The organism is Streptomyces sp. NPDC052042 (genome assembly GCF_044548345.1).
GTDB lineage: Bacteria > Actinomycetota > Actinomycetes > Streptomycetales > Streptomycetaceae > Streptomyces.
In genome coordinates, this window is the sequence record NZ_JBIUBU010000001.1 from 345,355 (window position 1) to 368,058 (window position 22,704).

The 22,704-nt window shown below is 72.3% G+C and carries 22 protein-coding genes; 9 read left to right on the plus strand and 13 right to left on the minus strand.

Annotation, left to right across the window (positions count from 1 at the left end; translation table 11 throughout):
- The first annotated feature begins 1 nt into the window (after position 1).
- The 3 genes from ACIHCL_RS01515 (at position 2) to ACIHCL_RS01525 (ending at position 3,744) form a co-directional block, all read left to right on the plus strand.
- Positions 2-796 (plus strand): thiazole synthase, encoded by a 795-nt coding sequence (locus ACIHCL_RS01515; protein ID WP_399855626.1) that lies wholly within the window; start codon positions 2-4, stop codon positions 794-796.
- 131 nt (positions 797-927) lie between these two features.
- A complete protein-coding gene (gene pknB / locus ACIHCL_RS01520; RefSeq protein WP_399855628.1) occupies positions 928-2,862 on the plus strand; it encodes a Stk1 family PASTA domain-containing Ser/Thr kinase in 1,935 nt (644 codons plus the stop codon).
- 6 nt (positions 2,863-2,868) lie between these two features.
- Positions 2,869-3,744, plus strand: coding sequence for a deoxyribonuclease IV (locus ACIHCL_RS01525; protein ID WP_399855630.1), 876 nt, complete (start codon positions 2,869-2,871; stop codon positions 3,742-3,744).
- A 124-nt stretch (positions 3,745-3,868) separates the two neighbouring features.
- Here ACIHCL_RS01525 and ACIHCL_RS01530 read toward each other — a convergent pair whose 3' ends face one another.
- Positions 3,869-4,501 (minus strand): sulfite oxidase-like oxidoreductase, encoded by a 633-nt coding sequence (locus ACIHCL_RS01530; RefSeq protein WP_399855632.1) that lies wholly within the window; start codon positions 4,499-4,501, stop codon positions 3,869-3,871.
- Positions 4,502-4,695: 194 nt separating this feature from the next.
- Here ACIHCL_RS01530 and bfr point away from each other — a divergent pair, with 194 nt between their 5' ends.
- Positions 4,696-5,229 carry a bacterioferritin gene (gene bfr / locus ACIHCL_RS01535; protein WP_399855635.1) on the plus strand — a complete coding sequence of 178 codons (534 nt, stop codon included), beginning with the start codon at positions 4,696-4,698 and terminating at the stop codon, positions 5,227-5,229.
- 69 nt (positions 5,230-5,298) lie between these two features.
- On the opposite strand, the gene ACIHCL_RS01540 is transcribed toward bfr, so the two are convergent.
- A complete protein-coding gene (locus tag ACIHCL_RS01540) occupies positions 5,299-5,595 on the minus strand; it encodes a bacterioferritin-associated ferredoxin (RefSeq protein ID WP_399855638.1) in 297 nt (98 codons plus the stop codon).
- A gap of 172 nt (positions 5,596-5,767) precedes the next feature.
- Positions 5,768-7,120 carry a class II 3-deoxy-7-phosphoheptulonate synthase gene (locus ACIHCL_RS01545; RefSeq protein WP_399855640.1) on the minus strand — a complete coding sequence of 451 codons (1,353 nt, stop codon included), beginning with the start codon at positions 7,118-7,120 and terminating at the stop codon, positions 5,768-5,770.
- A 97-nt stretch (positions 7,121-7,217) separates the two neighbouring features.
- Between ACIHCL_RS01545 and ACIHCL_RS01550 the strand changes: the two genes are divergently transcribed.
- Positions 7,218-7,274, plus strand: coding sequence for a trp operon leader peptide (locus ACIHCL_RS01550; RefSeq protein ID WP_078513512.1), 57 nt, complete (start codon positions 7,218-7,220; stop codon positions 7,272-7,274).
- 89 nt (positions 7,275-7,363) lie between these two features.
- Positions 7,364-9,319, plus strand: coding sequence for an anthranilate synthase family protein (locus ACIHCL_RS01555; protein WP_399855643.1), 1,956 nt, complete (start codon positions 7,364-7,366; stop codon positions 9,317-9,319).
- Between the two features lie 82 nt (positions 9,320-9,401).
- On the opposite strand, the gene ACIHCL_RS01560 is transcribed toward ACIHCL_RS01555, so the two are convergent.
- The 4 genes from ACIHCL_RS01560 to ACIHCL_RS01575 form a co-directional block, all read right to left on the minus strand.
- On the minus strand, positions 9,402-10,418 hold the full coding sequence (locus tag ACIHCL_RS01560; RefSeq protein ID WP_399855645.1) for a 2-hydroxyacid dehydrogenase: 1,017 nt from the start codon (positions 10,416-10,418) through the stop codon (positions 9,402-9,404).
- A 124-nt stretch (positions 10,419-10,542) separates the two neighbouring features.
- Positions 10,543-11,232 carry a response regulator gene (locus ACIHCL_RS01565; RefSeq protein WP_399855648.1) on the minus strand — a complete coding sequence of 230 codons (690 nt, stop codon included), beginning with the start codon at positions 11,230-11,232 and terminating at the stop codon, positions 10,543-10,545.
- Entirely contained in the window at positions 11,229-12,452 is a 1,224-nt protein-coding gene (macS, locus tag ACIHCL_RS01570) for a MacS family sensor histidine kinase (protein WP_399855650.1), read from the minus strand. Before macS ends, ACIHCL_RS01565 begins: the two co-directional genes overlap by 4 nt.
- Positions 12,453-12,503: 51 nt before the next feature.
- Positions 12,504-13,244, minus strand: coding sequence for a lysophospholipid acyltransferase family protein (locus tag ACIHCL_RS01575; RefSeq protein ID WP_399855653.1), 741 nt, complete (start codon positions 13,242-13,244; stop codon positions 12,504-12,506).
- Between the two features lie 259 nt (positions 13,245-13,503).
- Between ACIHCL_RS01575 and ACIHCL_RS01580 the strand changes: the two genes are divergently transcribed.
- Both ACIHCL_RS01580 and ACIHCL_RS01585 read left to right on the plus strand, forming a co-directional pair.
- Positions 13,504-14,298 (plus strand): alpha/beta hydrolase, encoded by a 795-nt coding sequence (locus ACIHCL_RS01580; RefSeq protein ID WP_399857093.1) that lies wholly within the window; start codon positions 13,504-13,506, stop codon positions 14,296-14,298.
- Positions 14,291-15,124 carry a hypothetical protein gene (locus tag ACIHCL_RS01585; RefSeq protein ID WP_399855655.1) on the plus strand — a complete coding sequence of 278 codons (834 nt, stop codon included), beginning with the start codon at positions 14,291-14,293 and terminating at the stop codon, positions 15,122-15,124. Before ACIHCL_RS01580 ends, ACIHCL_RS01585 begins: the two co-directional genes overlap by 8 nt.
- Positions 15,125-15,352: 228 nt before the next feature.
- Here the strand turns inward: ACIHCL_RS01585 and ACIHCL_RS01590 are convergent, their stop codons facing one another.
- The 6 genes from ACIHCL_RS01590 to ACIHCL_RS01615 form a co-directional block, all read right to left on the minus strand.
- Positions 15,353-16,111 (minus strand): endonuclease/exonuclease/phosphatase family protein, encoded by a 759-nt coding sequence (locus ACIHCL_RS01590; protein ID WP_399855658.1) that lies wholly within the window; start codon positions 16,109-16,111, stop codon positions 15,353-15,355.
- 76 nt (positions 16,112-16,187) lie between these two features.
- Positions 16,188-17,129 carry an ROK family glucokinase gene (locus ACIHCL_RS01595; RefSeq protein WP_399855662.1) on the minus strand — a complete coding sequence of 314 codons (942 nt, stop codon included), beginning with the start codon at positions 17,127-17,129 and terminating at the stop codon, positions 16,188-16,190.
- A gap of 74 nt (positions 17,130-17,203) precedes the next feature.
- The gene (locus tag ACIHCL_RS01600; protein WP_399855665.1) at positions 17,204-17,665 is read right to left on the minus strand and encodes a DUF5304 domain-containing protein; all 462 of its coding nucleotides are present in this window, start codon (positions 17,663-17,665) and stop codon (positions 17,204-17,206) included.
- Positions 17,666-17,757: 92 nt separating this feature from the next.
- Positions 17,758-19,080, minus strand: coding sequence for an ArsA family ATPase (locus tag ACIHCL_RS01605; RefSeq protein WP_399855667.1), 1,323 nt, complete (start codon positions 19,078-19,080; stop codon positions 17,758-17,760).
- A gap of 4 nt (positions 19,081-19,084) precedes the next feature.
- Positions 19,085-19,534 (minus strand): SRPBCC family protein, encoded by a 450-nt coding sequence (locus ACIHCL_RS01610; protein ID WP_399855669.1) that lies wholly within the window; start codon positions 19,532-19,534, stop codon positions 19,085-19,087.
- A 143-nt stretch (positions 19,535-19,677) separates the two neighbouring features.
- A complete protein-coding gene (locus tag ACIHCL_RS01615; protein ID WP_399855672.1) occupies positions 19,678-20,484 on the minus strand; it encodes a metallophosphoesterase in 807 nt (268 codons plus the stop codon).
- Positions 20,485-20,767: 283 nt separating this feature from the next.
- On the opposite strand from ACIHCL_RS01615, the gene ACIHCL_RS01620 reads away from it, so the two are divergent.
- Positions 20,768-22,564 carry an AMP-dependent synthetase/ligase gene (locus ACIHCL_RS01620; RefSeq protein WP_399855674.1) on the plus strand — a complete coding sequence of 599 codons (1,797 nt, stop codon included), beginning with the start codon at positions 20,768-20,770 and terminating at the stop codon, positions 22,562-22,564.
- Positions 22,565-22,704: the final 140 nt, after the last annotated feature.

A 22,704-nucleotide genomic window follows, 5' to 3' on the forward strand; every position in this document is an offset into this window, starting at 1 on the left:
CGTGTCCGATGACCTCTTCGCCCTCGGCGACACCACGTTCGGCTCCCGGCTGATCATGGGCACCGGCGGGGCTCCCAGCCTGGATGTGCTGGAGCGCTCCCTCGTCGCCTCCGGCACCGAGCTGACCACCGTCGCGATGCGCCGCCTCGACCCGACCGTGCAGGGCTCGGTGCTCTCCGTGCTGCGGCGGCTCTCCATCCGCGTGCTGCCGAACACGGCGGGCTGCTTCACCGCGGGCGAGGCCGTGCTGACCGCCCGGCTGGCCCGTGAGGCGCTCGGCACCGACTGGATCAAGCTGGAGGTGGTCGCCGACGAGCGGACCCTGCTGCCCGACCCGGTCGAGCTGCTGGATGCCGCCGAGACCCTGGTGGACGACGGTTTCACCGTGCTGCCGTACACCAACGACGACCCGGTGCTGGCCCGCCGTCTCCAGGACGTGGGCTGCGCGGCGGTGATGCCGCTCGGCTCCCCCATCGGCTCCGGCCTCGGCATCCGCAATCCGCACAACTTCCAGCTGATCGTGGAGCAGGCCCGGGTACCGGTGATCCTCGACGCGGGCGCCGGGACGGCCTCGGACGCGGCGCTGGCGATGGAGCTGGGGTGCGGGGCGGTGATGCTGGCCTCCGCCGTGACCCGGGCCCAGGAGCCCGAGCTGATGGCCGCCGCCATGCGGCATGCGGTGGCGGGCGGGCGGCTGGCGTACCGGGCGGGCCGGATCCCGCGCCGGCACTTCGCCGAGGCGTCGTCGCCGACGGCGGGGCGCGCGGTGCTGGACCCGGAGCGCCCGGCCTTCTGACCCGTCCGGCCTACGGGGACGCCGCCATCGGCAGCATGGGGACGTGTCCCTGTCACGGCTCGGCTGCAGTACGGCCCCGGGACCGTCCGAGCCGTCGGAGGGTGTCCGCCGCGGCTCGTAGACTCACTTGCGTGGATACGACCCTCCAGGACCCGCTCGTCGGGCAGCTGCTCGACGGCCGCTACCGCGTCGATGCCCGTGTCGCCGTCGGCGGCATGGCCACGGTCTACCGGGCCGTGGACACCCGGCTCGACCGGGTACTCGCCCTCAAGGTGATGCACCCGGCGCTCGCCACCGACGCGTCCTTCGTCGAGCGGTTCATACGCGAGGCCAAGTCCGTGGCCCGGCTCGCGCACCCCAATGTGGTCGCGGTCTTCGACCAGGGCGCCCAGGGGCAGTACGTCTACCTGGCGATGGAGTACGTCTCGGGCTGCACGCTGCGCGACGTGCTGCGCGACCGCGGCGCCCTGCAGCCGAGGGCGGCGCTGGACATCCTGGAGCCGGTGCTCGCCGCGCTCGGCGCCGCGCACCGGGCCGGGTTCGTGCACCGCGACATGAAGCCGGAGAACGTCCTGATAGGGGACGACGGCCGGGTCAAGGTCGCCGACTTCGGTCTGGTGCGGGCGGTGGGTTCGGCCACCAACACCACCGGATCGGTGCTCGGGACCGTCTCGTACCTCGCTCCCGAGCAGATAGAACACGGCACCGCGGACACCCGTACCGACGTGTACGCCTGCGGTGTGGTCCTGTACGAGATGCTGACCGGCGCCAAGCCGCACACGGGCGACACTCCGGCCCAGGTGATCTACCGGCACCTCAACGAGGACGTCCCGGCCCCGTCGGCCCTCGTCCCGGACCTTCCGGTGGCGCTGGACGGCCTGGTGGCGAGTGCCACCGCGCGCAACCCCGACGTCCGCCCGTCCGACGCGGTGGCGCTGCTGGCCGAGACCCGCGAGGCCCGCTCCGACCTGACCGACGCCCAGCTGGACGCCGTACCGCCGCAGGCGCTCGCCGGGGAGCGCGACGCCACCGAGGACCGCACGAGCGTCATCCTCCGCCCGCTCCCGGCCGGCGAGGGGACCGCCCAGCACACCAGCCGGCTGGAGAGGCCGCCCCTGGAACCGTCGGGTCCCCCGCCGCGGGCATCGCGCACACGGGGCTGGGGAGGGCTCGGGCGCCCGAGCCGCTCCGTCCTGACCGCGGTGGCCGCCGTGCTGCTGGTGCTGGGCATCGGCACGGGCGTCTGGTACATCAACTCCGGGCAGTTCACCCGGGTGCCCTCGCTGCTGGACCAGACCGAGCAGACCGCCCGCCAGCGGCTCTCGGACGCCGGTCTGGACGTCAAGGGCGTCGAGCGGGCCTACAGCGACACGGTGCAACGCGGCAAGGTCGTCGACAGCGCCCCTGCGTCGGGCGCCCGCATCCGGAGGAACGACAGGGTGCGGCTGGTCGTCTCGCGCGGCCCCGAGATCGTGAAGGTTCCCGATGTCCAAGGCCTCGCGCTCGCCGACGCCAAACGTGATCTGAAGGAGGTCGGCCTGGTACCCGGCATGGTCACCGAGGAGTTCAGCGGCGAGACGGCACGGGGCGAGGTGATCCGTACGGACCCCGCGGCGGGCGCCGAGCGCCACTCCGGCTCCGCGGTCGCCCTGGTCGTCAACAAGGGTGCTCCGGTCGACGTGCCCGATGTCACCGGGCTGTCCGTCGAGGACGCCACCGCCGCACTGGACGAGGAGGGGCTGAAGGCCGAGGTGCTGCCCGACCGGGTCCACTCCCCCGAGGTCGCCGGCGACATAGCCCATCAGTCGCTGGGCGAGGGCAGCCGGGCTGCCGAGGGCGACACCATCACGCTCACGGTCTCCAAGGGCCCCCGGATGACCAAAGTCCCGGACGTCATCGGGAAGGACCTCGACGCCGCCAAGCGCGCGCTGGCGGACGCGGGGTTCGAGGTTGAGGTCAAGCGCCCGCTCATCCCCTTCGGCGACACCGTCACGAGCCAGTCCGTCGAGGGCGGCGAGCGGGCTCCGGAGGGCAGCACCATCACCATCAGGACCAAGGGGATCTAGAACCGCATGCGCAATCCTGTCGGTGGCCACGTGCCCGTGGCCGGCGGTCTCGCCAAGGTCGGCCTGCCCTACGCCCGGGAGATGGGTGCGGAGGCGGTGCAGGTCTTCGTCGCCAATCCCCGCGGCTGGGCGGCCCCCGTGGGCAACCCCGCCGAGGACGAACGGTTCCGTGCCGAGTGCGCCGCCGCGGCCCTTCCGGCGTACGTCCACGCCCCGTATCTGATCAACTTCGGCTCGCACACCGAGGCCACCGTGGAGAAGTCGGTGGATTCCCTGCGGCATTCGCTGCGCCGGGCCCGCGCGATCGGCGCACTGGGCGTCGTGGTGCACACCGGGTCGGCGACCGGCGGCCGGTCGCGCGAGCGGGCCCTCGCACAGGTGCGTACGCACCTGCGGCCGCTGCTGGACGAGCTGACGCACGACGACGACCCATACCTGCTGCTGGAGTCCACGGCCGGCCAGGGCTCCTCGCTCTGTTCACGGATCGGGGACCTCGGTCCGTATTTCGAGGCGCTGGACTCCCACCCACGGCTCGGCATATGCCTCGACACGTGCCACGTCCACGCGGCCGGCCACGACCTGGCCGAACCGCAGGGCATGCGGCGGGCCCTGGACCTGCTGGTCGACACCGTCGGCGCGGGGCGGCTGAAACTGATCCACGCCAACGACTCCAAGGAGGCGGCGGGAGCCCACAAGGACCGGCACGCGAACATCGGCGCCGGGCACATCGGCGAGGAACCGTTCCGGGAGCTGTTCTCCCATCCGGCCACCGAGGGCGTTCCGCTGATCATCGAGACGCCGGGCGGCAAGGACGGCCACGCGGCGGACGTGGCCCGGCTGAAGGGGCTGCGCGACGGGGGCCGGCCATCGGCACGTGGGTGATCGGCCGGGACAAGGGCTACGCCGTGGCGCACCGGTAACACCACCGAGGACACGGGGTCACCGCCGAGGGCGAGGACACCGGCCCCGAGGACGGACGGACCGGGCGGACCCGCCCTCCGCGCGGTCAGAGCTCGGGGCCGTCCCCGGGCTCTTCCTGGTACGAGTAGCGCTGCTCGCGCCACGGGTCGCCGATGTTGTGGTAGCCGCGCTCCTCCCAGAAGCCGCGGCGGTCCGCCGTCATGTACTCGATGCCCCGGACCCACTTGGGGCCCTTCCAGGCGTAGAGGTGCGGCACGATCAGCCGCAGCGGGAAGCCGTGCTCGGCGGTGAGCAGCTCACCGTCCTTGTGGGTGGCGAAAATCGTTCGGTCCGAGGTGAAGTCGGACAGCCGTAGGTTCGAGCTGAAACCGTACTCGGCCCAGACCATCACATGCGTGACGTCGGACGCGGGCGGCGCGAGCTCCAGGACCGTGCGGGCGAGGACCCCGCCCCATTCGGCGCCGAGCATGCTGTATTTGGTGACGCAGTGCAGGTCGGCGACGACCGAGGTGTACGGGAGCGCCGAGAACTCCTGATGGTTCCAGCAGTGCTTCTGGCCGTCCGCCGTGGCGCCGAAGACCCGGAACTCCCAGCGGTCCGGTTTGAACCGGGGCACCGGCCCGTAGTGGGTGACCGGCCAGCCGCGCTGGAGCCGCTGTCCCGGCGGAAGCTCCGACTGCTCTGACGCGCGGTTTTCCCGGCTTTCCGGCTGACCCATGCCTCCATGGTGACAGACAGACAAGGGTGGTTCCGACCAGGGTATGGATAATTCTGGCAAATCCCACTAAGCGTGTACTTACTGGACGCCGACCGGACGCAGTGCGAGGATTCGGCCAACTTGCCGTATTCGTGGGCATTCACTGGCATACCCCGGTATTGGCCGTTATTCATCGGCCGGAAGGAGCCTCACCGATGCAGGGCGATCCCGAGGTCCTTGAGTTCCTGAACGAGCAGCTGACCGCCGAACTGACCGCGATCAACCAGTACTTCCTCCATTCGAAGATGCAGGAGCACCACGGCTGGCTGAAGCTCGCGAAGTACACGCGCGCCGAGTCGTTCGACGAGATGCGGCACGCCGAAATCCTCACGCACCGCATCCTGTACCTCGACGGACTCCCCAACTACCAGCGACTTTTCCATGTGAGGGTCGGTCAGACCGTCACCGAGATGTTCCAGGCCGACCTCCAGATCGAGGTGGAGGCGATCGACCGCCTCCGGCGTGGGATCGACCTGATGCGCGGCAAGGACGACATCACGTCCGCGAACATCTTCGAGGCGATCCTCGCCGACGAGGAACACCATGTCGACTACCTCGAAGCCCAGTTGGAGCTCGTCGAGAAGCTCGGCGAGCCGCTCTACATCGCGCAGCAGATCGAGCAGCCGCACGACGAGGGGCACAGCGGCCAGGCGGGGTCGAAGGGACACGGGCAGCGCGGCGACTACTGAGGCCCGCGCCCCGGAGGCGCCGGCGACGGCCCCGGAAGCCCGAGAAGGCCAGGAGGGCGGATCCGGGGGTCAGGCCGCTTCGTGCAGCCTGGCGGGCGGGACGGCCCGCCGGGCGTCCGCCGGGGCGAGGGCGTCGGCATCGCTCCCGGTGGCGTCCGGTTCGGCGCCGGATGTCCGCTTCCGGTCCAGCAGCTCGCGGCGCGGGCAGGATCCGCGGCCGAGGACGGCCTGGATGGCGCGCACGCAGCCGCCGCAGTCCGTGCCCGCCTTGCAGACGGAGGCGATCTTCCGGGGCGTGCGGGCTCCGGCTTCCGCATGCTCCTTGACCTGCTGCTCCGTGACGCCGAAGCACGAGCAGACGTACATGCGGTTCACCTCCCGACGGGTTCGGTCGTTGCTGCCAGACCGTCCCCTGCTCGGTGAGGCAAACCTAACCTTACCCGGTGCGCAAGGTGCCGAGAAGCTCCACAAGCCCTGTGGGGCACGGATCACAGCGATCCGTGCCCCACAGTCGTTGGCGAGTCACCAGCGGTGATGCCTACTGGTCCCGGTACATCTCCGCGACCAGGAACGCCAGGTCGAGGGACTGGCTCCGGTTGAGGCGGGGGTCGCAGGCCGTCTCGTAGCGCTGGTGCAGATCGTCCACGAAGATCTCGTGCCCGCCGCCGACGCACTCGGTGACGTCGTCGCCGGTGAGTTCGACATGGATGCCGCCCGGGTGCGTGCCGAGGCTCTTGTGCACCTCGAAGAAGCCCTTGACCTCGTCCAGGACGTCGTCGAACCGGCGGGTCTTGTGGCCCGATGCCGCCTCGAAGGTGTTGCCGTGCATCGGGTCGGTCACCCACGCCACGGTGGCACCGGACGCGGTGACCTTCTCCACCAGCTCGGGCAGCCTGTCACGGACCTTGTCCGCGCCCATGCGGACGATGAAGGTCAGCCGGCCGGGCTCCCGCTCGGGGTCGAGGCGCTCGATGTACTGCAGCGCCTCCTCGGCCGTCGTGGTCGGGCCGAGCTTGATGCCGATCGGGTTGCGGATCCGCGAGGCGAACTCGATGTGCGCGTGGTCCAGCTGCCGGGTGCGCTCGCCGATCCAGATCATGTGGCCGGAGGTGTCGTACAGACGGTCGGTGCGCGAGTCCACACGGGTCAGCGCCGACTCGTAGTCCAGCAGCAGGCCCTCGTGCGAGGCGAAGAACTCGACCGCCTTGAACTCCGCCGGATCCGTACCGCACGCCTCCATGAAGTTCAGCGCGTTGTCGATCTCGCGGGCGAGCGCCTCGTAGCGCTGGCCGGACGGCGACGACTTCACGAAGTCCTGGTTCCAGGCGTGCACCTGGCGCAGGTCGGCGTAACCGCCGGTGGTGAAGGCGCGCACCAGGTTCAGCGTGGAGGCGGACGCGTGGTACATCTGCTTCAGCCGCTGCGGGTCCGGGACCCGGGCCTCCTCGGTGAAGGCGAAGCCGTTCACCGAGTCGCCGCGGTAGGTCGGCAGGGTGACGCCGTCGCGGGTCTCGGTGGGCTTGGAGCGCGGCTTGGAGTACTGACCGGCGATCCGGCCGACCTTGACGACCGGCACCGACGCCGCGTACGTGAGGACGGCGCTCATCTGGAGCAGCGTCTTCAGCTTGGCCCGGATGTGGTCGGCCGACACGGCGTCGAACGCCTCGGCGCAGTCACCGCCCTGGAGCAGGAACGCCTCGCCCTTGGCGACGGCTCCCATCCGGGCACGCAGCTGGTCGCACTCGCCCGCGAAGACGAGCGGCGGATACGACGTGAGCTCCGCGAGTACATCGCGCAGAGCCTCGGCATCGGGGTACTCGGGCTGCTGCGCCGCGGGAAGGTCTTGCCAGGTGTTGCCACCGGCGACGGAGGTATTGGCGTTCACGGTCACACCGACAACATTACGGGGTCCGCCGCCTCACCCATCCGAAAGCTCAATAGTTGAGACAGCCGCTCGGATGTCCCTTCCGTCCGCTAGGGTTCGGGGCATGTTCGCGCAGACGACCCAGAACTGGTGGTGGACCGCTCATCCGGCGGCCCACTGATCGATCGCGCGACAGACCACGCGAAGGCCGCCCGAGGGGCGGCCTTCTCCGTGTTCCGGGGGCCGTTCCTCCTCATGGAAGGAACATCCGTGTCCCAGCCCCAGCCCCACCGCACCGGCCCCGTCCTCGAACGGCTGCTCGGTGACGACGGCCCGCCGTTCGCCCTGCTGCGCCGGCGCACCCCCGGCCACGACCAGGACACCGTCGAGGTGCTGATCGGCCGGGTGCGGGAGGTGGACCACCTCGCCGCCCTCCCCGTCGGGCCGCTGCCCGCGCTCGCCCTGGTGCCGTTCCGGCAGATCGCCGAGCGCGGTTTCGACGTGCGCGACGACGGCACCCCGCTGTCCGTGCTGGTCGCCGACGAGGTGTACGAGCTGCCGCTCGCCGAGGTGCTGGAGCACCTGCCGGAGCGGGAGGTGCGGGTCGTCGACGGCGGCTTCGACGTCCCCGACGAGGAGTACGCGGAAATCGTCCGGCGGGTCGTCGAGGACGAGATCGGGCAGGGCGAGGGCGCCAACTTCGTCGTCCGGCGCACCTTCCGCGGCGAGATCCCCGGCTTCGGCCGGGCCGACGCACTGGCCCTCTTCCGGCGGCTGCTGGCCGGTGAGCGGGGCGCGTACTGGACGTTCGTGGTGCACACCGGGAGCCGGCAGGGATCCGAAGGGCCTTCCCCGCAAGGGCGGGGACGGGGGACGGGAGGGCGGACCCTGGTCGGCGCGAGCCCCGAGGTGCACGTGCGGATGTCCGGCGGGACGGTCGTGATGAACCCGATCAGCGGCACGTACCGCTATCCCGCCGCGGGGCCGACCGCCGAGGGCCTGCTGGAATTCCTCGCCGACCGCAAGGAGCGCGACGAGCTCTCCATGGTCGTCGACGAGGAGCTGAAGATGATGTGCACCGTCGGCGACATGGGCGGGGTGGTGGTCGGGCCGCGGCTCAAGGAGATGGCCCATCTCGCGCACACCGAGTACGAGCTGCGCGGGCGCTCCTCGCTGGACGTCCGGGAGGTGCTGAAGGAGACCATGTTCGCGGCGACGGTCACCGGCTCGCCCGTGCAGAACGCCTGCCGGGTCATCGAACGGTACGAGTCCGGCGGGCGAGGCTACTACGCGGGGGCGCTGGCGCTGCTGCGCCGGGAGCCGGGCGGGACGCAGAGCCTGGACTCGCCGATCCTCATCCGTACCGCCGACATCGCGGCCGACGGCCGGCTGCGGGTGCCGGTCGGGGCGACGCTGGTGCGCCACTCCGATCCGGACGGCGAGGTCGCCGAGACACACGCGAAGGCGGCCGCGGTGCTCGCCGCGCTGGGGGTGCGGCCCGGCCGGCCCCGGTCCGGGGCGGCGGACCCGGTGCGGCTGGCCGACGACCCGAGGGTGCGGGCGGCGCTGGACGCCCGGCGGGACGGGCTGGCCCCGTTCTGGCTGCGGATGCAGGAGCGGCCGTACCAGGTGTCCGGCCGTGCGCTGGTGATCGACGGGGAGGACACCTTCACGGCGATGCTGGCCCATCTGCTGCGCTCCTCGGGCCATGAGGTGTCGGTTCACCGCTTCGACGAGCCGGGGCTGCGCGAGCGCGTGCGCGGGCACGCGGGCCCGGTCGTCCTGGGCCCGGGGCCCGGGAACCCGGGCGACACGGCCGATCCGAAGATGCGGCTGCTGCGCGGGCTCGCCGCGGAACTGGTCCGCGACCACCGGCACGGTCTGCTGGGGGTCTGTCTGGGCCATGAGCTGATCGCGGCGGAGCTGGGGCTGGACATCGTCCGCAAGGCCGTGCCCCATCAGGGCGCCCAGGTGCGGATCGACCTCTTCGGGCGGCCGGAGACGGTCGGCTTCTACAACAGTTTCACGGCGCACTGCGACGAGGCGGCGGCCGTCGAGCTGGCGGCGCACGGCATCGAGTCGAGCGCGGACCCGGCGAACGGGGAGCTGCACGCGCTGCGCGGGCCGGGCTTCGCGTCGGTGCAGTTCCACCCGGAGTCGGTGCTGACCCTGCGCGGCACGGAGATCGTGGCGGAGCTGCTCGCGGGGCTGCCGGTCAACGGCTGACCCGGACGGCGGGGCGCCGGGGGCCGGTGGTCCCGGCACCTCGGCCCGCCCGGGACACCGGCGGCCGGGCGGTCCCGGGGCCTCAGCGCGCCGGGGGCGCCGGGACCAGGACGTTCTCGTTGCGGCGCCCGCCCAGGTAGTCGGCGACGTTGCGCACGGTGGCGTCGACGATCTGGGCCACGGCTTCCCGGGTGTAGTACGCCTGGTGCGAGGTCACGATGACGTTGGGGAAGGTGACGAGCCGGGCGAGGGTGTCGTCGTCGATGCCCTCCAGGGACTTGTCGACGAAGAAGAGCCCGGCCTCCGCCTCGTACACGTCGAGCCCCACGCCCAGGAACCGGCCCGCGCGGAGCTCGGCGACCAGCGCGTCGGTGTCGACGAGGCCGCCGCGGCTGGAATTGATCAGGATCGCGTCGTCCTTCATCCGGGCCAGTGCCCGGGCGCCGATCAGGTGGTGGGTCGCGGGCAGCAGCGGGACGTGCAGGCTGATCAGGTCGGACTCGGCGAGGATCCGGTCCTTGTCGACGTACTCCATGCCGAGCGCGGTGCAGGCGGGGTTCTCGGCGGCGTCCCAGCCGAGCAGTCTCATGCCGAAGCCGTGGGCGATACGGGTGAACGCCTCACCGATCCGGCCCGTGCCGACCACCCCGGCCGTGCGCCCGTGCATGTCCCGGCCGAGGAGGCCGTCGAGCCGGAAGTCGAAGTCGTGGGTGCGGATCGCGGCGCGGACGACCCGGCGGTTGACCGCCATCGCCAGGGTCCAGGCGAACTCCGCGACCGAGTAGGGCGAGTAGCGGGAGACCCGGGCGACCCGGAGGGCGAGCCGCTCGGCGACGTCGAGATCGATGTTGTTGAAGCCGGTGGAGCGCTGGGCGATCATCTGCGTGCCCCCGGCCGCGAGCGTCTGCAGGACACGGCTGCCCAGGTCGGCGTTGACACTGGTGGAGATGATCTCGTGGTGCGCCGCGATGGGGGCGGTGTCCGCCGTGAGGAAGACGTCCAGGCACCGGATCTCGTGCCGCCCGGCGAAGGCCCGCTCGAAGGCCCCCTCGATCAGCGGCTTCTCGTCGGACTGCACACCGAAGGCCAGGATTTCCACGACAGCTCCCGTTCGTCGCGCGGACCGGGGACCGGGGGCATGCGCCGGTCATCGCGAATATACGGTTCCGGTCCTCGCCGCGCCGCTCGGAGACAGCCGCCCGCCCGCGGCGGCCCGAACGCGCTCAGGCGTCGTCGAGGCCGCGCTCGATCGCGTACCGCACGAGCTCCACGCGGTTGTGCAGCTGGAGCTTGCCCAGGGTGTTCTGGACGTGGTTCTGGACGGTGCGGTGCGAAATGACCAGCCGCTCGGCGATCTGCTTGTACGAGAGCCCCTTGGCGACCAGCCGGAGCACCTCGGTCTCGCGCTCGGTGAGCCGCGGGGCCTTGGGCTCGTCGGCGGCGACGGGCGCGGGCTCGGAGGCGAGCCTGCGGTACTCGCCCAGGACCAGCCCGGCCAGGCCCGGGGTGAAGACGGGGTCACCGACCGCGGTGGACCGGACGGCCTCGGTCAGCTCCTGAGTACTGGCCGACTTGAGCAGATAGCCGGTGGCGCCGGACTTGACCGCCTCCAGCACATCGGCGTGCTCGCCGCTCGCGGAGAGCACCAGCACGCGCAGCCCGGGGAGGGTGCCGACGAGTTCCTTGCAGACCTGCACCCCGGGCATGCCGGGCAGGTTGAGGTCGAGGACGAGGACGTCGGGGACGACCGCCGTCGCCCTGCGGACGGCCTGCGGTCCGTCGCCGGCGGTCGCCACCACCTCGAAGCCGGACTCGGACAGATCGCGGGCGACGGCATCGCGCCACATCGGGTGGTCGTCGACCACCATCACCCTCGTGCTCCGCTCCCCGGCGGTAACGCTCTGCGTACTCATCCCGCTGATCCTGCCTTCCCCCGCGAAACCTTCGGAACCTTCAACTCCACCTCGGTGCCCTGGCCGGGCACCGAGACCAACTCGGCCGTACCGCCCAGGTCACGCAGCCTGCCGCGGATCGACAGCGCGACCCCCATCCGCCCCTCCCCCTCCGCCTGGGCGAGCCGCCCCTCCGGGATGCCCGGGCCGTCGTCCCGGACCGTCACGATCACCTCGTCGGCCCAGTCCTCGACGAGGATCCACGCCTGGGCGTCCTTCCCCGCGTGCACCCGCACATTGTCCAGGGCGGCACCGACGGCGGCGGCCAGTTCCCTCGCGGTGGCGGGGTCGAGCAGCACCGGGGCCCCGGGCTCCGCGAAGGTGATCCGGGAGCCCGCGTGCGGGGCGAGCAGGGTGCGCAGGTCGCACGCGGACGGGCCGGACGGTTCGTCGTCGACCTCCACGCTACGGACCACGGCGCCCTCGGCGGCGTCCTCCGAGACCCGGGTGGCGGGCACCAGACCGCTGGTGACCAGGGTGCGCAGGGCGACCTCCTGCTCCCCCGCCAGCCGGCCCAGTTCCGCCGCCTCGCCGCCGAGCGCGGTGCCGCGGCGCTGCACCATCGCCAGCACCTGGAGAACGCTGTCGTGGATGTCACGGGCCAGCCGCTCCCGTTCCCGGGTGGCGGCCTCGATCTCCAGGGCGCGGGCGAGGGTGCGTTCACTGGCCCGGGCGACCTCGACGACGTACCCGATGGCGATGGAGGCGACCCAGACCAGCAGGACGTTGTGGAAGGTGTCCCGGCTGGGCTCGCCGCGTTCGACGATGTTGGCGGCGGCGACGAGGGTCGAGGCGAACGCCGCCCAGCGCCAGCCGCCCTTGAGGGCGAAGGCCAGCACCGCGCCCGCGGTCCAGATGGACGGCAGTGTGGGGCCGTCGACCGACTGGGCCTCGAAGTCGGCGAGCGGGGTGAGGAGGATGCCGGTGAGGGCGAGCGCCAGGTCCACCACGAGGAAGCGTTTGGTGCAGGCGACGGCGCCCGAGACCTTCGGGAGCGTGGCGAGCGTCCAGACCGCCAGCACGGTCAGGAAGACGACGGCGACCCATGGCCGGTCGTACCGCTCCCGGCCGAACACGGCGAGCAGCACCGCATAGAGCATCGTCAGCACGCGATAGGCCGTCAGGGCACGCCACAGCGGCTGCTCGACCGACATCCGTACGACGCGTTCGCGCCTGGCCACTTCCCCCACCCTCCGGACAGGACCGGCGCGGTGACGCGCCGAACCGTTCCGTCACCCCTGCTTTCCGGACTCTCCGCCCGCGCGCTTCTCCTCGGCGCGGCGCTTCGTCTCCTCCGCGATCTGCCGTTTGGCGACGGTCGCGTAGATGTCGACGTACTCCTGCCCGGAGAGCTTCATGATCTCGTACATCACCTCGTCGGTGACCGAGCGCAGGATGTACCGGTCCCCCTCCATGCCGTGGTAGCGGCTGAAGTCGAGCGGCTTGCCGATCCTGATCCCCGGCCGCATCAGCTTGGGCATCACCTTGCCGGGCGGCTGGATCTTCTCCGTGTCGATCATCGCGACCGGGATGACGGGGGCGCCGGTGGCCAGCGCGACCCGGGCGAGACCACCGGGCTTGCCCCGGTAGAGGCGGCCGTCGGGCGACCGGGTGCCCTCCGGGTAGATACCGAACAGCCCGCCGCTCTCGATCACTTCGATGCCCGCCTTGATGGCGGCCTCACCGGCGCCCCGGGTGCCCGAGCGGTCCACCGGGAGCTGGCCGACCCCTTTGAAGAAGGCGGCGGTCAGCTTCCCTTTCACGCCGGGCGTGGTGAAGTACTCGGCCTTGGCGATGAAGGTGACCTTGCGGTCCAGGACGGCGGGCAGGAAGAAGGAGTCGGAGAAGGACAGGTGGTTGCTCGCGAGGATCGCCGGCCCGTGCGCGGGGATGTTCTCCAGGCCCTCCACCCAGGGCCTGAAGGCGAGCTTCAGCCCGTTGCCGATGGAGAGCTTCATTGCGCCGTAGATCAACTCGGGTGCCTCCTGTGTGCTGTCGGACAGACCTTAACCCGTGCGGCCGTTCCCGTTCCCGCCTTGCACCGGCGTCACGGCGGGCCGGGCGACGACGGCCCTGGCCGGTGTCAGCGCGGTCGCGTACGGTGAAGCAATCCTCTGTACTTCCCTCCTCCGTTCCCCTTCAAGTCTCGTTCCCCTCCACGCTCTCGTCCCCTTCACGCACGCGCCCTTCACGCTCTCGTCCCCTTCGAGTCTCATGAACAGGAGATCCCCGGTGCCGGTCCTGCCTGGAGCCGAGCCGTTCCGCCACGAGGGCGGAGAGGTCGGCGTCCTCCTCTGCCATGGATTTACCGGTTCCCCGCAGTCCCTGCGCCCCTGGGCCGAGTATCTGGCGGAGCGCGGTCTGACCGTCTCGCTGCCGCTGCTGCCCGGGCACGGCACCCGCTGGGAGGACATGCAGATCACCGGCTGGCAGGACTGGTACGCCGAGGTGGACCGGGAGCTGCGCGGGCTGCTGGAGCGCTGCTCCCGGGTGTTCGTCTTCGGGCTCTCCATGGGCGGTGCGCTGACGCTGCGGCTGGCCGCGAAGCACGGCGACGCGATCAGCGGGCTGGTACTCGTCAATCCGGCGAACAAGGTGCACGGACTGTCGGCGTACGCGCTGCCGGTCGCCCGCCATCTGGTGCGGACGACGAAGGGGCTGGCGAACGACATCGCCAAGGAGGGCTCCCCGGAGCTGGGCTACGACCGCGTGCCGCTGCACGCGGCGCATTCGCTGCGAAAGTTCCTCCGCCTGGTCGACGCCGAGCTGCCCCAGGTCACGCAGCCGCTCCTGCTGCTGCACAGCCCGCAGGACCATGTGGTGCCGCCCGCCGACTCGGCCCGCATCCTCAGCCGGGTGTCGTCGACGGACGTGGAGGAGATCCTGTTGGAACAGAGCTACCACGTGGCGACGTTGGACCACGACGCGGAGCGGATCTTCGACGAGAGCCACCGGTTCATCGGCCGTCTCGCTCCGAGCGCCGGGAATCCGGGCACCGGGAAGAAGGGAAGCGCGTCCGGTGGCTGAGCACGAGACGGAACGCACGGGAGGCGACGAGGGGCGCGAGTCCCCTCCCGCCGAGGGAACGGCCGGGCCCGTGGAGGGCGCGGCTCCCCCGTCGGCGGCCCCGCACGTCGCCGGGCACGACGCCGCGAACGACGACGGGGACGGGGGCCGGAACGCGGACGACGGAGCTGCCCGGGACATGACCCCGGCCCCGGCCGCCCCCGCGGCCCCGGCCCCGCCCGGGAAGGCGTCCGACGACGACCGGCCCGGCCCGTCGTCCGGCGCACCGGAGGGCCGGTCGGCCGACGGACCCGGCCCGGGGCGGCTCGACGAGGACGCGGCGTGGCAGGCGATCGTCGCGGGGTACGGCGAGGAACCGCCGGACCCGCCGGGTGCCAGGCCGTTCCGGTCCGTCGAGGACCTCGCGGGGCTGGAGGACGACCGATCGGGCGTCCTCGACCCGGACAAGGGGATCGACAAGAAGGCGACCAGGCCGCCGCAGCGCCCGCTCGGCAGCTCGATCGTGTTCGCGCCCGGTGTCGGCGGGCCGCGCGACTACGAGCTCGCGAAACCCAAGGACGACGATTTCGACGACACGGACGAGGGGCACTTCGTGCCCCCGGAGCCGCCGCCCCTGCCGGAGGCCGACGCCACGACGAGGTTCGCCTGGCTCGCGGTCATCGGCGGCCCGGTGCTGATGCTGCTCGCGGTCCTGCTGCGGTGGGAGATCACGTGGTGGCTCGGCACGGTCTGCGTCGTCGGTTTCGTGGGCGGCTTCATCACGCTGGTGGCGCGGATGGGGGACGACGAGGAGGACGACGGCTCGGGGCGCGGGGCGGTCGTCTGACCCGGACGGCCCCGCCCGCCCGGACGACCGGGCGCGGGGCGGCGCTCCGTACGGCAGGACCGGCCTCGGGGCGCCGCCGCGCGTGCCCCGAGCGGATTTCCGGTGCGCGCCGGGCAGCGATCCGGACGACCAGCCGGCGGCGCACCGGCGCACGGTCGGCCCGGTGTCCCACCGGTTGCGGAGGCGGCGGCTCGCCGACGGGCCGGCCGGCGGTCGTCCGTCGCCGGGTCAGGGCCGGATCGCGGGCACGCGGAGCGCCGCCAGCACCGGCAGGTGGTCGGTGGCGGCCCGCAGGTCCGTGTCGGTGACACCCGGCAGACCGGTGGGGACGCCGCAGCCGAGCACCTCGATCCCCTCCGTCGCGAAGATCGCGTCGATGCGCTGCCGGGGGCCGTTCGACGGAGAGGTGTTCTCCTCGCCCCACGGCCGTACCGCCCGGCAGTCCTGGAGCCGACCGGCCAGTCGCCGGAACGCCGCCCCGCCCGGGGTCTCGTTGACGTCCCCGGCCGCGATGGCGTGCTCGACTCCCATCGCGTCGAGCTGCTCCAGCACCAGCCCGGCCTGTGCCGACCGTTCGTCGGAGCGAAGGCTCAGATGGAAGCTCAGCAGCCCGATCCGGGTGCCCGCGATCCGCACCACCGATGTGGCGAATCCCCTGCGGTGCAGACCGGGGGTCAGCGGCAGCAGGACGTCCTCCGTGCGCTCCACGGCGGCCCGCAGCGAGCAGAGCAGCAGCGGCCCGGCCGCCGTGGCGCCGCCGCCGAGCACGACCAGGTCGGTACGGGCCGCCAGCCAGGCGGCGTGCTTGCGCCAGCGGAAGAAGCGCGGGGCCTCCTGGACGAGGACGAGGTCGGGGGCGCAGGCCCCGATGACACGGGCCAGCGCCTCGCGGTCGTCGCGCATCGACCGGATGTTGTAGCCGAGCACCCTGATGACGGCCGAACCGTCCGGCTCGGTACGGGAGTCGGGCAGTGGCGTCGCAACCATGGGGCCCACCCTACGACGGACGCCCGACGCGTCCCATGGGGCGCGTCGGGCGTCCGGATCGTGCGGTGACGGCGGCTCAGCCCTGGCGGGCCAGGTCCGCCGCGCCCACCAGCCCAGCCTTGCCGCCCAGTCGGGCCGCGAGCACCTGGGCGTGCGGGCGCCACTGACTGCCGATCAGCCAGCGGCGGAACGACTTGCGGATCGGTTCGAGGACCAGTTCGCCCTCGTCCGAGACGCCTCCGCCGATGATGAACGCGGACGGGTCGAAGAGCGAGGCGAGGTCGGCGAGTCCGGCACCGGCCCAGCGGGCCAGTTCGCGGAACGAGTCGATCGCCACCGGGTCGCCCTGCCGGGCGGCCTGGCTGATGTGCTGGCCCTCGATGCCGTCGATCGTGCCGTCGCCGAGCGACAGCAGGACCGCGGCGTTCTCCGGGGTGGCGTGGGCGCGCTGCTTGGCGTACCGGACGAGGGCGCGCCCGGAGGCGTACTGCTCCCAGCAGCCCTGGCTGCCGCAGCCGCAGAGCAGCCCGTCCGGGACGACCCGGATGTGGCCGAACTCGGCTGCCACGCCGAAGCGTCCGCGGCGCAGCTTGTTGCCGATGATGATGCCGCCGCCGAGGCCGGTGCCGAGCGTGATGCAGATGACGTCGTCGTGGCCCTGTCCGGCGCCGAAGCGGTATTCGCCCCAGGCGGCGGCGTTGGCGTCGTTCTCGACGACGACCGGGAGGCCGACACGCTGTTCGACCTTGTCCTTCAGCGGCTCGTGCCGCCAGTCGACGTTCGGGGCGAACAGGACGGTGGCGCGCTTGTCGTCGACGTATCCGGCGGCGCCGATGCCGACCGCGTCGATCCGGTGCCCCTCGCTCGCGCCGGACACCGCCGCCGCGATCGCGTCCACGATGCCGTCAGCCGTCGGTGGGGTCGGCACCTTGAACGTGGAGAGGATGTGGCCCTCCTCGTCGACCACTCCAGCCGCGATCTTCGTGCCGCCGATGTCGACGCCGATGGTGAGTCCCATGAATCCCTCAGTTCCGGTCGAGCCCCGCTGGGGCCAACCGTACCCGAGCAGTGGACCGGGCCCTTTCGCGCAGGTCAGTCCAGGTCGATGTGCTCGCCGCCCGCGGGGCCCCCGTCGCGCGGGTCGGTGGGGTCGCCGGACCGCTTCTCCGGGGCGGCCGGGTCGTCCCCGGTGTGCCGGGTCCAGCGTCGTTCCTGGCCCTCCACGGCGGAGCGGTAGGCGGCGAGGAGTTCACCGCCGGCCGCGGCGAGATGGTCGAAGACGTCCGGGTTGCGTTCGATGACCGGCTGGGCGGCGGACTTCGCCTGCTCGACGAGCTGCCGCACGGTGCCCTGGGCCGCGGTGCCGAACAGCGGCGCCGGAAGGGACGAGATCTTGTCGGCCACGGCGTCGACCAGCTTGCGGAACTCCTCGGCGGCGGTCCCGGGCTGCGGGCCGTACTCGGCCCGGCGGCGGGCCTTCTCCTCTTCGAGGTCCTCGGCGCAGGCCCGTGCCCACGCGTCGTCGTCGACGGGGCGGTCGGTGGCTTCGCTCATGGCGGACTCCTGCGGCGTGGTTCGCCCGCGGCCGTGCGTACGGGACCGTGCGGGCTGCTACTACCGACGTTACCCGAACGGCGGGGCGCCGTTCAGCCCGAACGGGGCCACAGCCCGGGGTCGGGGGTGAACCTGACCCGGAGCACCCCGTCAGTGAGGGCGGCACCGGAGACGGTGCAGCGGCGCAGTCCGGACTCCAGGGGGATGATCCGGTGGAACGGACCGACGCCGAGCAGCAGTTCGTCGCCGCGGCGCACCAGTCGCAGGTCCGACTTGGCGGCTCCGGGCAGCGGCAGGCACCAGACGAGCACGGGGTCGTCCCCGCCGTCGGCCGGCGGGGCGGCCACGATCCGGGCGCCGGGCGGCGCGGTGCGCGGAGCGCCGGGGGCGTCCGGGACGCCGGGCTCCCCGGCACCCCAGGGGTCCTCGATCCACCAGGGGTCGTCGGCCCGTCCGGGGGACCGTTCGTCCAGTCCCGCGGCGAGCCCGCCGCCCGCCCGGGCAGGTGCGGTGGAGCGGGCCCCGTCGCCGAGGAGGGCGAGATCGTCGGGGCCCCGGGGGTCGCGGCCGAGGTGGGGCACCTCGCACAGGACCGTCGTGGGCGCCCACTCCTCGTACCAGTGGTCGGCGGTCTTCTCCTGCTGGGCGGCGAGGGCCGCGAACCAGGGGTCGCCGGAGTGCCGGGGCAGGACCCGGTTCACGGCGAGGGTGTCGACGCGCAGTCCGTACAGGGCGAGTCCGGCGCGGGCGGTGCGCAGGGCGTCCTCGGCGGCCGGTCCCGGTTCGGCGACCAGCCGGAGCGTGGTCGCGCGGTCCTCGATCAGGGCCTGGACGGTGGCCAGTTCGGTGTCCTTGCGGGCGGCGGCCTCGTACAGCCACTGGGCAGGCATGGGCACCCCGGCGAGCTGGGCGAGCATGGGGCGCAGGGCGCGGGCGGCCTGCCGTTCCGGGGGCAGCAGCCTGCTCAGATAGCGGCGCAGTTGCTCGGGCAGGGCGAGCACGGCGAGCGCTTCGCGCAGCGGCGGCAGGTCGACGACGAGGAGGTCGAAACGGCCGTCCGACCAGTCGCCCCCGGCCGCGCGGCGCAGCGCGTGCAGCAGGGCGAGCTGGGCGCTGCCGGGGAGCTCGGTGAGTTCCTCGCCGTCCATCCGCTGCCCGCCGAGCAGATCGAGCACGCCGGAGGCCCGGTCCTGGAGCGCGAGGAGTTCGGCGCGGAAGTGTTCGCCGGAGTCGACGCGGGCGGACCACAGTCCGTCGGTGACCGCGGTGGGTTCCGTGCCGTCGGGGAAGCCGGGTATGGGGTCGGCGGAGACCAGCAGGGTGCGGCGGCCCCGGCGGGCGGCGGCCAGCGCGGTCGCGGCCGCGACGGTGGTACGGCCCGCGCCGCCGGGTCCGGTGACGAGAACCGTACGCACCGGGTCAGGCCTTGTGAACGGACTCGACGCGCTTCTTCAGACCGGCCAGGGCCCGGTCGATGATGACCTTCTCGGCCTTGCGCTTGATCATGCCGAGCATCGGGATCTTGACGTCGACGGTCAGCCGGTAGGTGACCTCGGTGCGGTCGCCGTCGCCGAGCGGGGCGAGCGCGTAGGTGCCGTCGAGGGCGCGCAGCATCTGCGACTTGACGAGGGTCCAGCTCACCTCGCGGTCGCCGGTCCAGGTGTACGCGAGGGTGTGGTCGTCCTTGATCGCGCCCGCGTCCAGGACGAGGCGGACCTTCTCGGCGCGGCCCTGGTCGTCGGTGGCGAGGACCTCGGCCTCCTTGACCTCACCGGTCCACTCCGGGTAGCGGGCGAAGTCGGCGATCACTCCCATGACGTCGGCCGGTGCCGCCTCGATCGTGATCGTCGAGCTGGTGTGTTCAGCCATCGCTGTGGCTCCTCCAGTGCGGTGTGACCGGTGCGTCGGCAGATGCCTGCCGTCAGAAGGCTATCGCGTGCCCGGGGTGCTCCGTCCCTGGGTCCGGCGCCGCGACCGGCGTCGGCGCCGGGTCGCGGTCCGGGCCGAAGCCGTCACCATTCGAGGACCCATGGCCTGCCGGTGGACGCGAAGTGGCCCACGTTCACGCACTCGGTGGCACCGATCCGCATCCGGCGGACCAGGGGCTGGTGGACGTGGCCGAACAGCGCGTAGCGGGGGCGCGTCCGGCGGATGGCGTCGAGCAGGGCCCGGCTGCCGCGTTCGAAGCGGCGCGCCACCGTGTCGTAGGTCAGTTCCGGTATGTCGGGCGGGATATGGGTGCAGAGCACGTCGACCGGGCCGACGGCTTCGATCTTGGCCGCGTACTCCTCGTCGTCGATCTCGTACGGGGTGCGCATCGGGGTCCTCAGGCCGCCGCCGACGAAACCGAAGACACGGCCGCCGATCTCGACGCGCCCGCCGTCGACGACCGTGGTGCCCGGGCGGGCGTACTCGGTCCACAGTCCGGGGATGTCGACATTGCCGTAGGTGGCGTACGTCGGGGCGGGGAAGGCGGCGAAGAGTTCCGCGTACTGCTTGCGCACCGCCGAGACGATCGCGGCGTCGCGGTCCGTGCCCGCCCACAGGCGGCGGCCGAACTCCCGGGCCTCCTCGAAGCGGCGGGCGGTGCGCAGCGCGACGAGCCGGTCGGTGTTCTCCACGCCGAAGAGGTCGGGGAAGATGCCGCGCGAGTGGTCGGCGTAGTCGAGGAAGAGGACCAGATCACCCAGGCAGATCAGGGCGTCGGCGCCGTCCCCGGCGCGGGCCAGGGCCTCGGTGTTGCCGTGCACGTCACTGACCACGTGGAGGCGCGTGCGCCGTGCGGCGGGGATGGCTCGGGTGTCCGGAACGGCAGGCATGACGGCCACCCTAGGCCCTGTCTACGGCCGCCGGGACGGGGTCGCCGGGCCGGCGACGGGCCCCGGTCGGTGACGGGCCGTGGGCTACTGTGCGCACAAGGATCACCATCCTGTGTGACGCATGAGACATTGGCCCGAACCCTCTATCGGGAACTGAGTACTGGTGGGTAACGTCCGGGCAGTCCAGTCGTGCTCACTTCACCCATGAGCACCTGCCTGTCTGGACCGCAGCCGGCGCGTCACACGGAGTCATGGCACCGGAGCCCGATGAGGAGCAGCAGTCTTGCGCGAGTTCAGCCTTCCGGCCCTGTACGAGGTTCCCTCGGACGGCAACCTGACGGATCTCATCCGCCGCAATGCCGCTCAGCATCCCGATGTCGCGGTGATGAGCCGCAAGGTCGGGGGCGTGTGGACCGACGTCGACGCCGCGGCGTTCCTCGCCGAGGTCAGGGCGGTGGCCAAGGGACTGATCGCGGCGGGTGTCGAGGCGGGCGACCGGGTCGCCCTGCTGTCCCGCACCCGGTACGAGTGGGTGCTGCTCGACTTCGCGATCTGGAGCGCGGGCGCGGTCACCGTCCCGGTGTACGAGACCAGCTCGCCCGAGCAGATCCGGTGGATCCTCGGTGACTCCGGCGCCACCCTGTGCGTCGTGGAGTCGGCGGCGCACCAGGAGTCCGTGGAGTCGGTCCGGGCGGATCTGCCCGCGCTCAAGGGTGTGTGGCAGATCGAGGCGGACGCGCTCGCCGGGCTGACGGAGACGGGCGCGGACGTCCCGGACGAGACCGTGGACGCGCGGATGGCGAGCGCCAAGGCGGACGATCCGGCCACCATCGTCTACACCTCGGGCACCACCGGCCGCCCCAAGGGCTGCGTGCTCACGCACCGCAGTTTCTTCGCGGAGTGCGGCAACGTGGTGGAGCGGCTCAAGCCCCTCTTCCGTACCGGCCCGTGCTCGGTGCTGCTCTTCCTGCCCACCGCGCACGTCTTCGGGCGGCTGGTCGAGGTGGCCTCGGTGATGGCGCCGATCCGGCTCGGCTGCGTACCGGACATCAAGCACCTCACCGACGAACTGGCTTCGTTCCGGCCGACGTTGATCCTCGGCGTGCCGCGCGTCTTCGAGAAGGTGTACAACGGGGCGCGCGCCAAGGCGCAGGCCGACGGCAAGGGTGCGATCTTCGACCGTGCCGCGAACACCGCGATCGCGTACAGCCGCGCGCTGAGCACCCCGCAGGGCCCGTCCCTGGGACTGCGCCTGAAGCACAGGCTCTTCGACAAGCTGGTCTACGGCAAGCTCCGCGCGGTGCTGGGCGGACGCGGCGAGTACGCGATCTCCGGCGGCGCGCCGCTGGGCGAGCGGCTGGGCCACTTCTTCCGGGGCATCGGCTTCACCGTCCTGGAGGGGTACGGCCTGACCGAGACCTGCGCGGCCACCGCGTTCAACCCGTGGGACCGGCAGAAGATCGGCACGGTCGGCCAGCCGCTGCCCGGCTCGGTCGTCCGGATCGCCGACGACGGCGAGGTGCTGGTGCACGGCGAGCACCTGTTCACCGGCTACTGGAACAACGAGGCGGCGACGGCCGAGGCGCTGGCCGACGGCTGGTTCCACACGGGCGACCTCGGCACGCTCGACGAGGACGGCTATCTCGCGATCACCGGCCGCAAGAAGGAGATCATCGTCACCGCGGGCGGAAAGAACGTCGCCCCCGCGGTGATCGAGGACCGCATCCGCGGGCACGCCCTGGTGGCCGAGTGCATGGTGGTCGGTGACGGGCGGCCGTTCGTCGGGGCGCTGATCACCCTGGACGAGGAGTTCCTGCGCCGGTGGGCCGAGGAGCACGGCAAGCCGTCCGGGGCGACGGCCGCTTCGCTGCGCGAGGACCCGGAACTGATGGCCGAGGTGCAGCGGGCGGTGGACGACGGGAACACCGCGGTGTCCAAGGCGGAGTCGGTGCGCAAGTTCCGCATCCTGTCCTCCCAGTTCACCGAGGAGGCGGGGCACATCACCCCGTCGCTGAAGCTGAAGCGGAACGTGGTGGCGAAGGACTACGCGGACGAGATCGAGGCGCTCTACCGGGGCTGACCGCCCTCGGCCGGTACGCGAGGGGGGGCCCCCCCCCGGGGGGGGGCCCCCCCCCGGCCCCCCCCCCCCGGGGGGGCGGCGCCGCCGCCCCCCCCCCCCGGGCGCGTGCCCCCCCGGCCGGCCGGGCCCCCCCGCCCCCC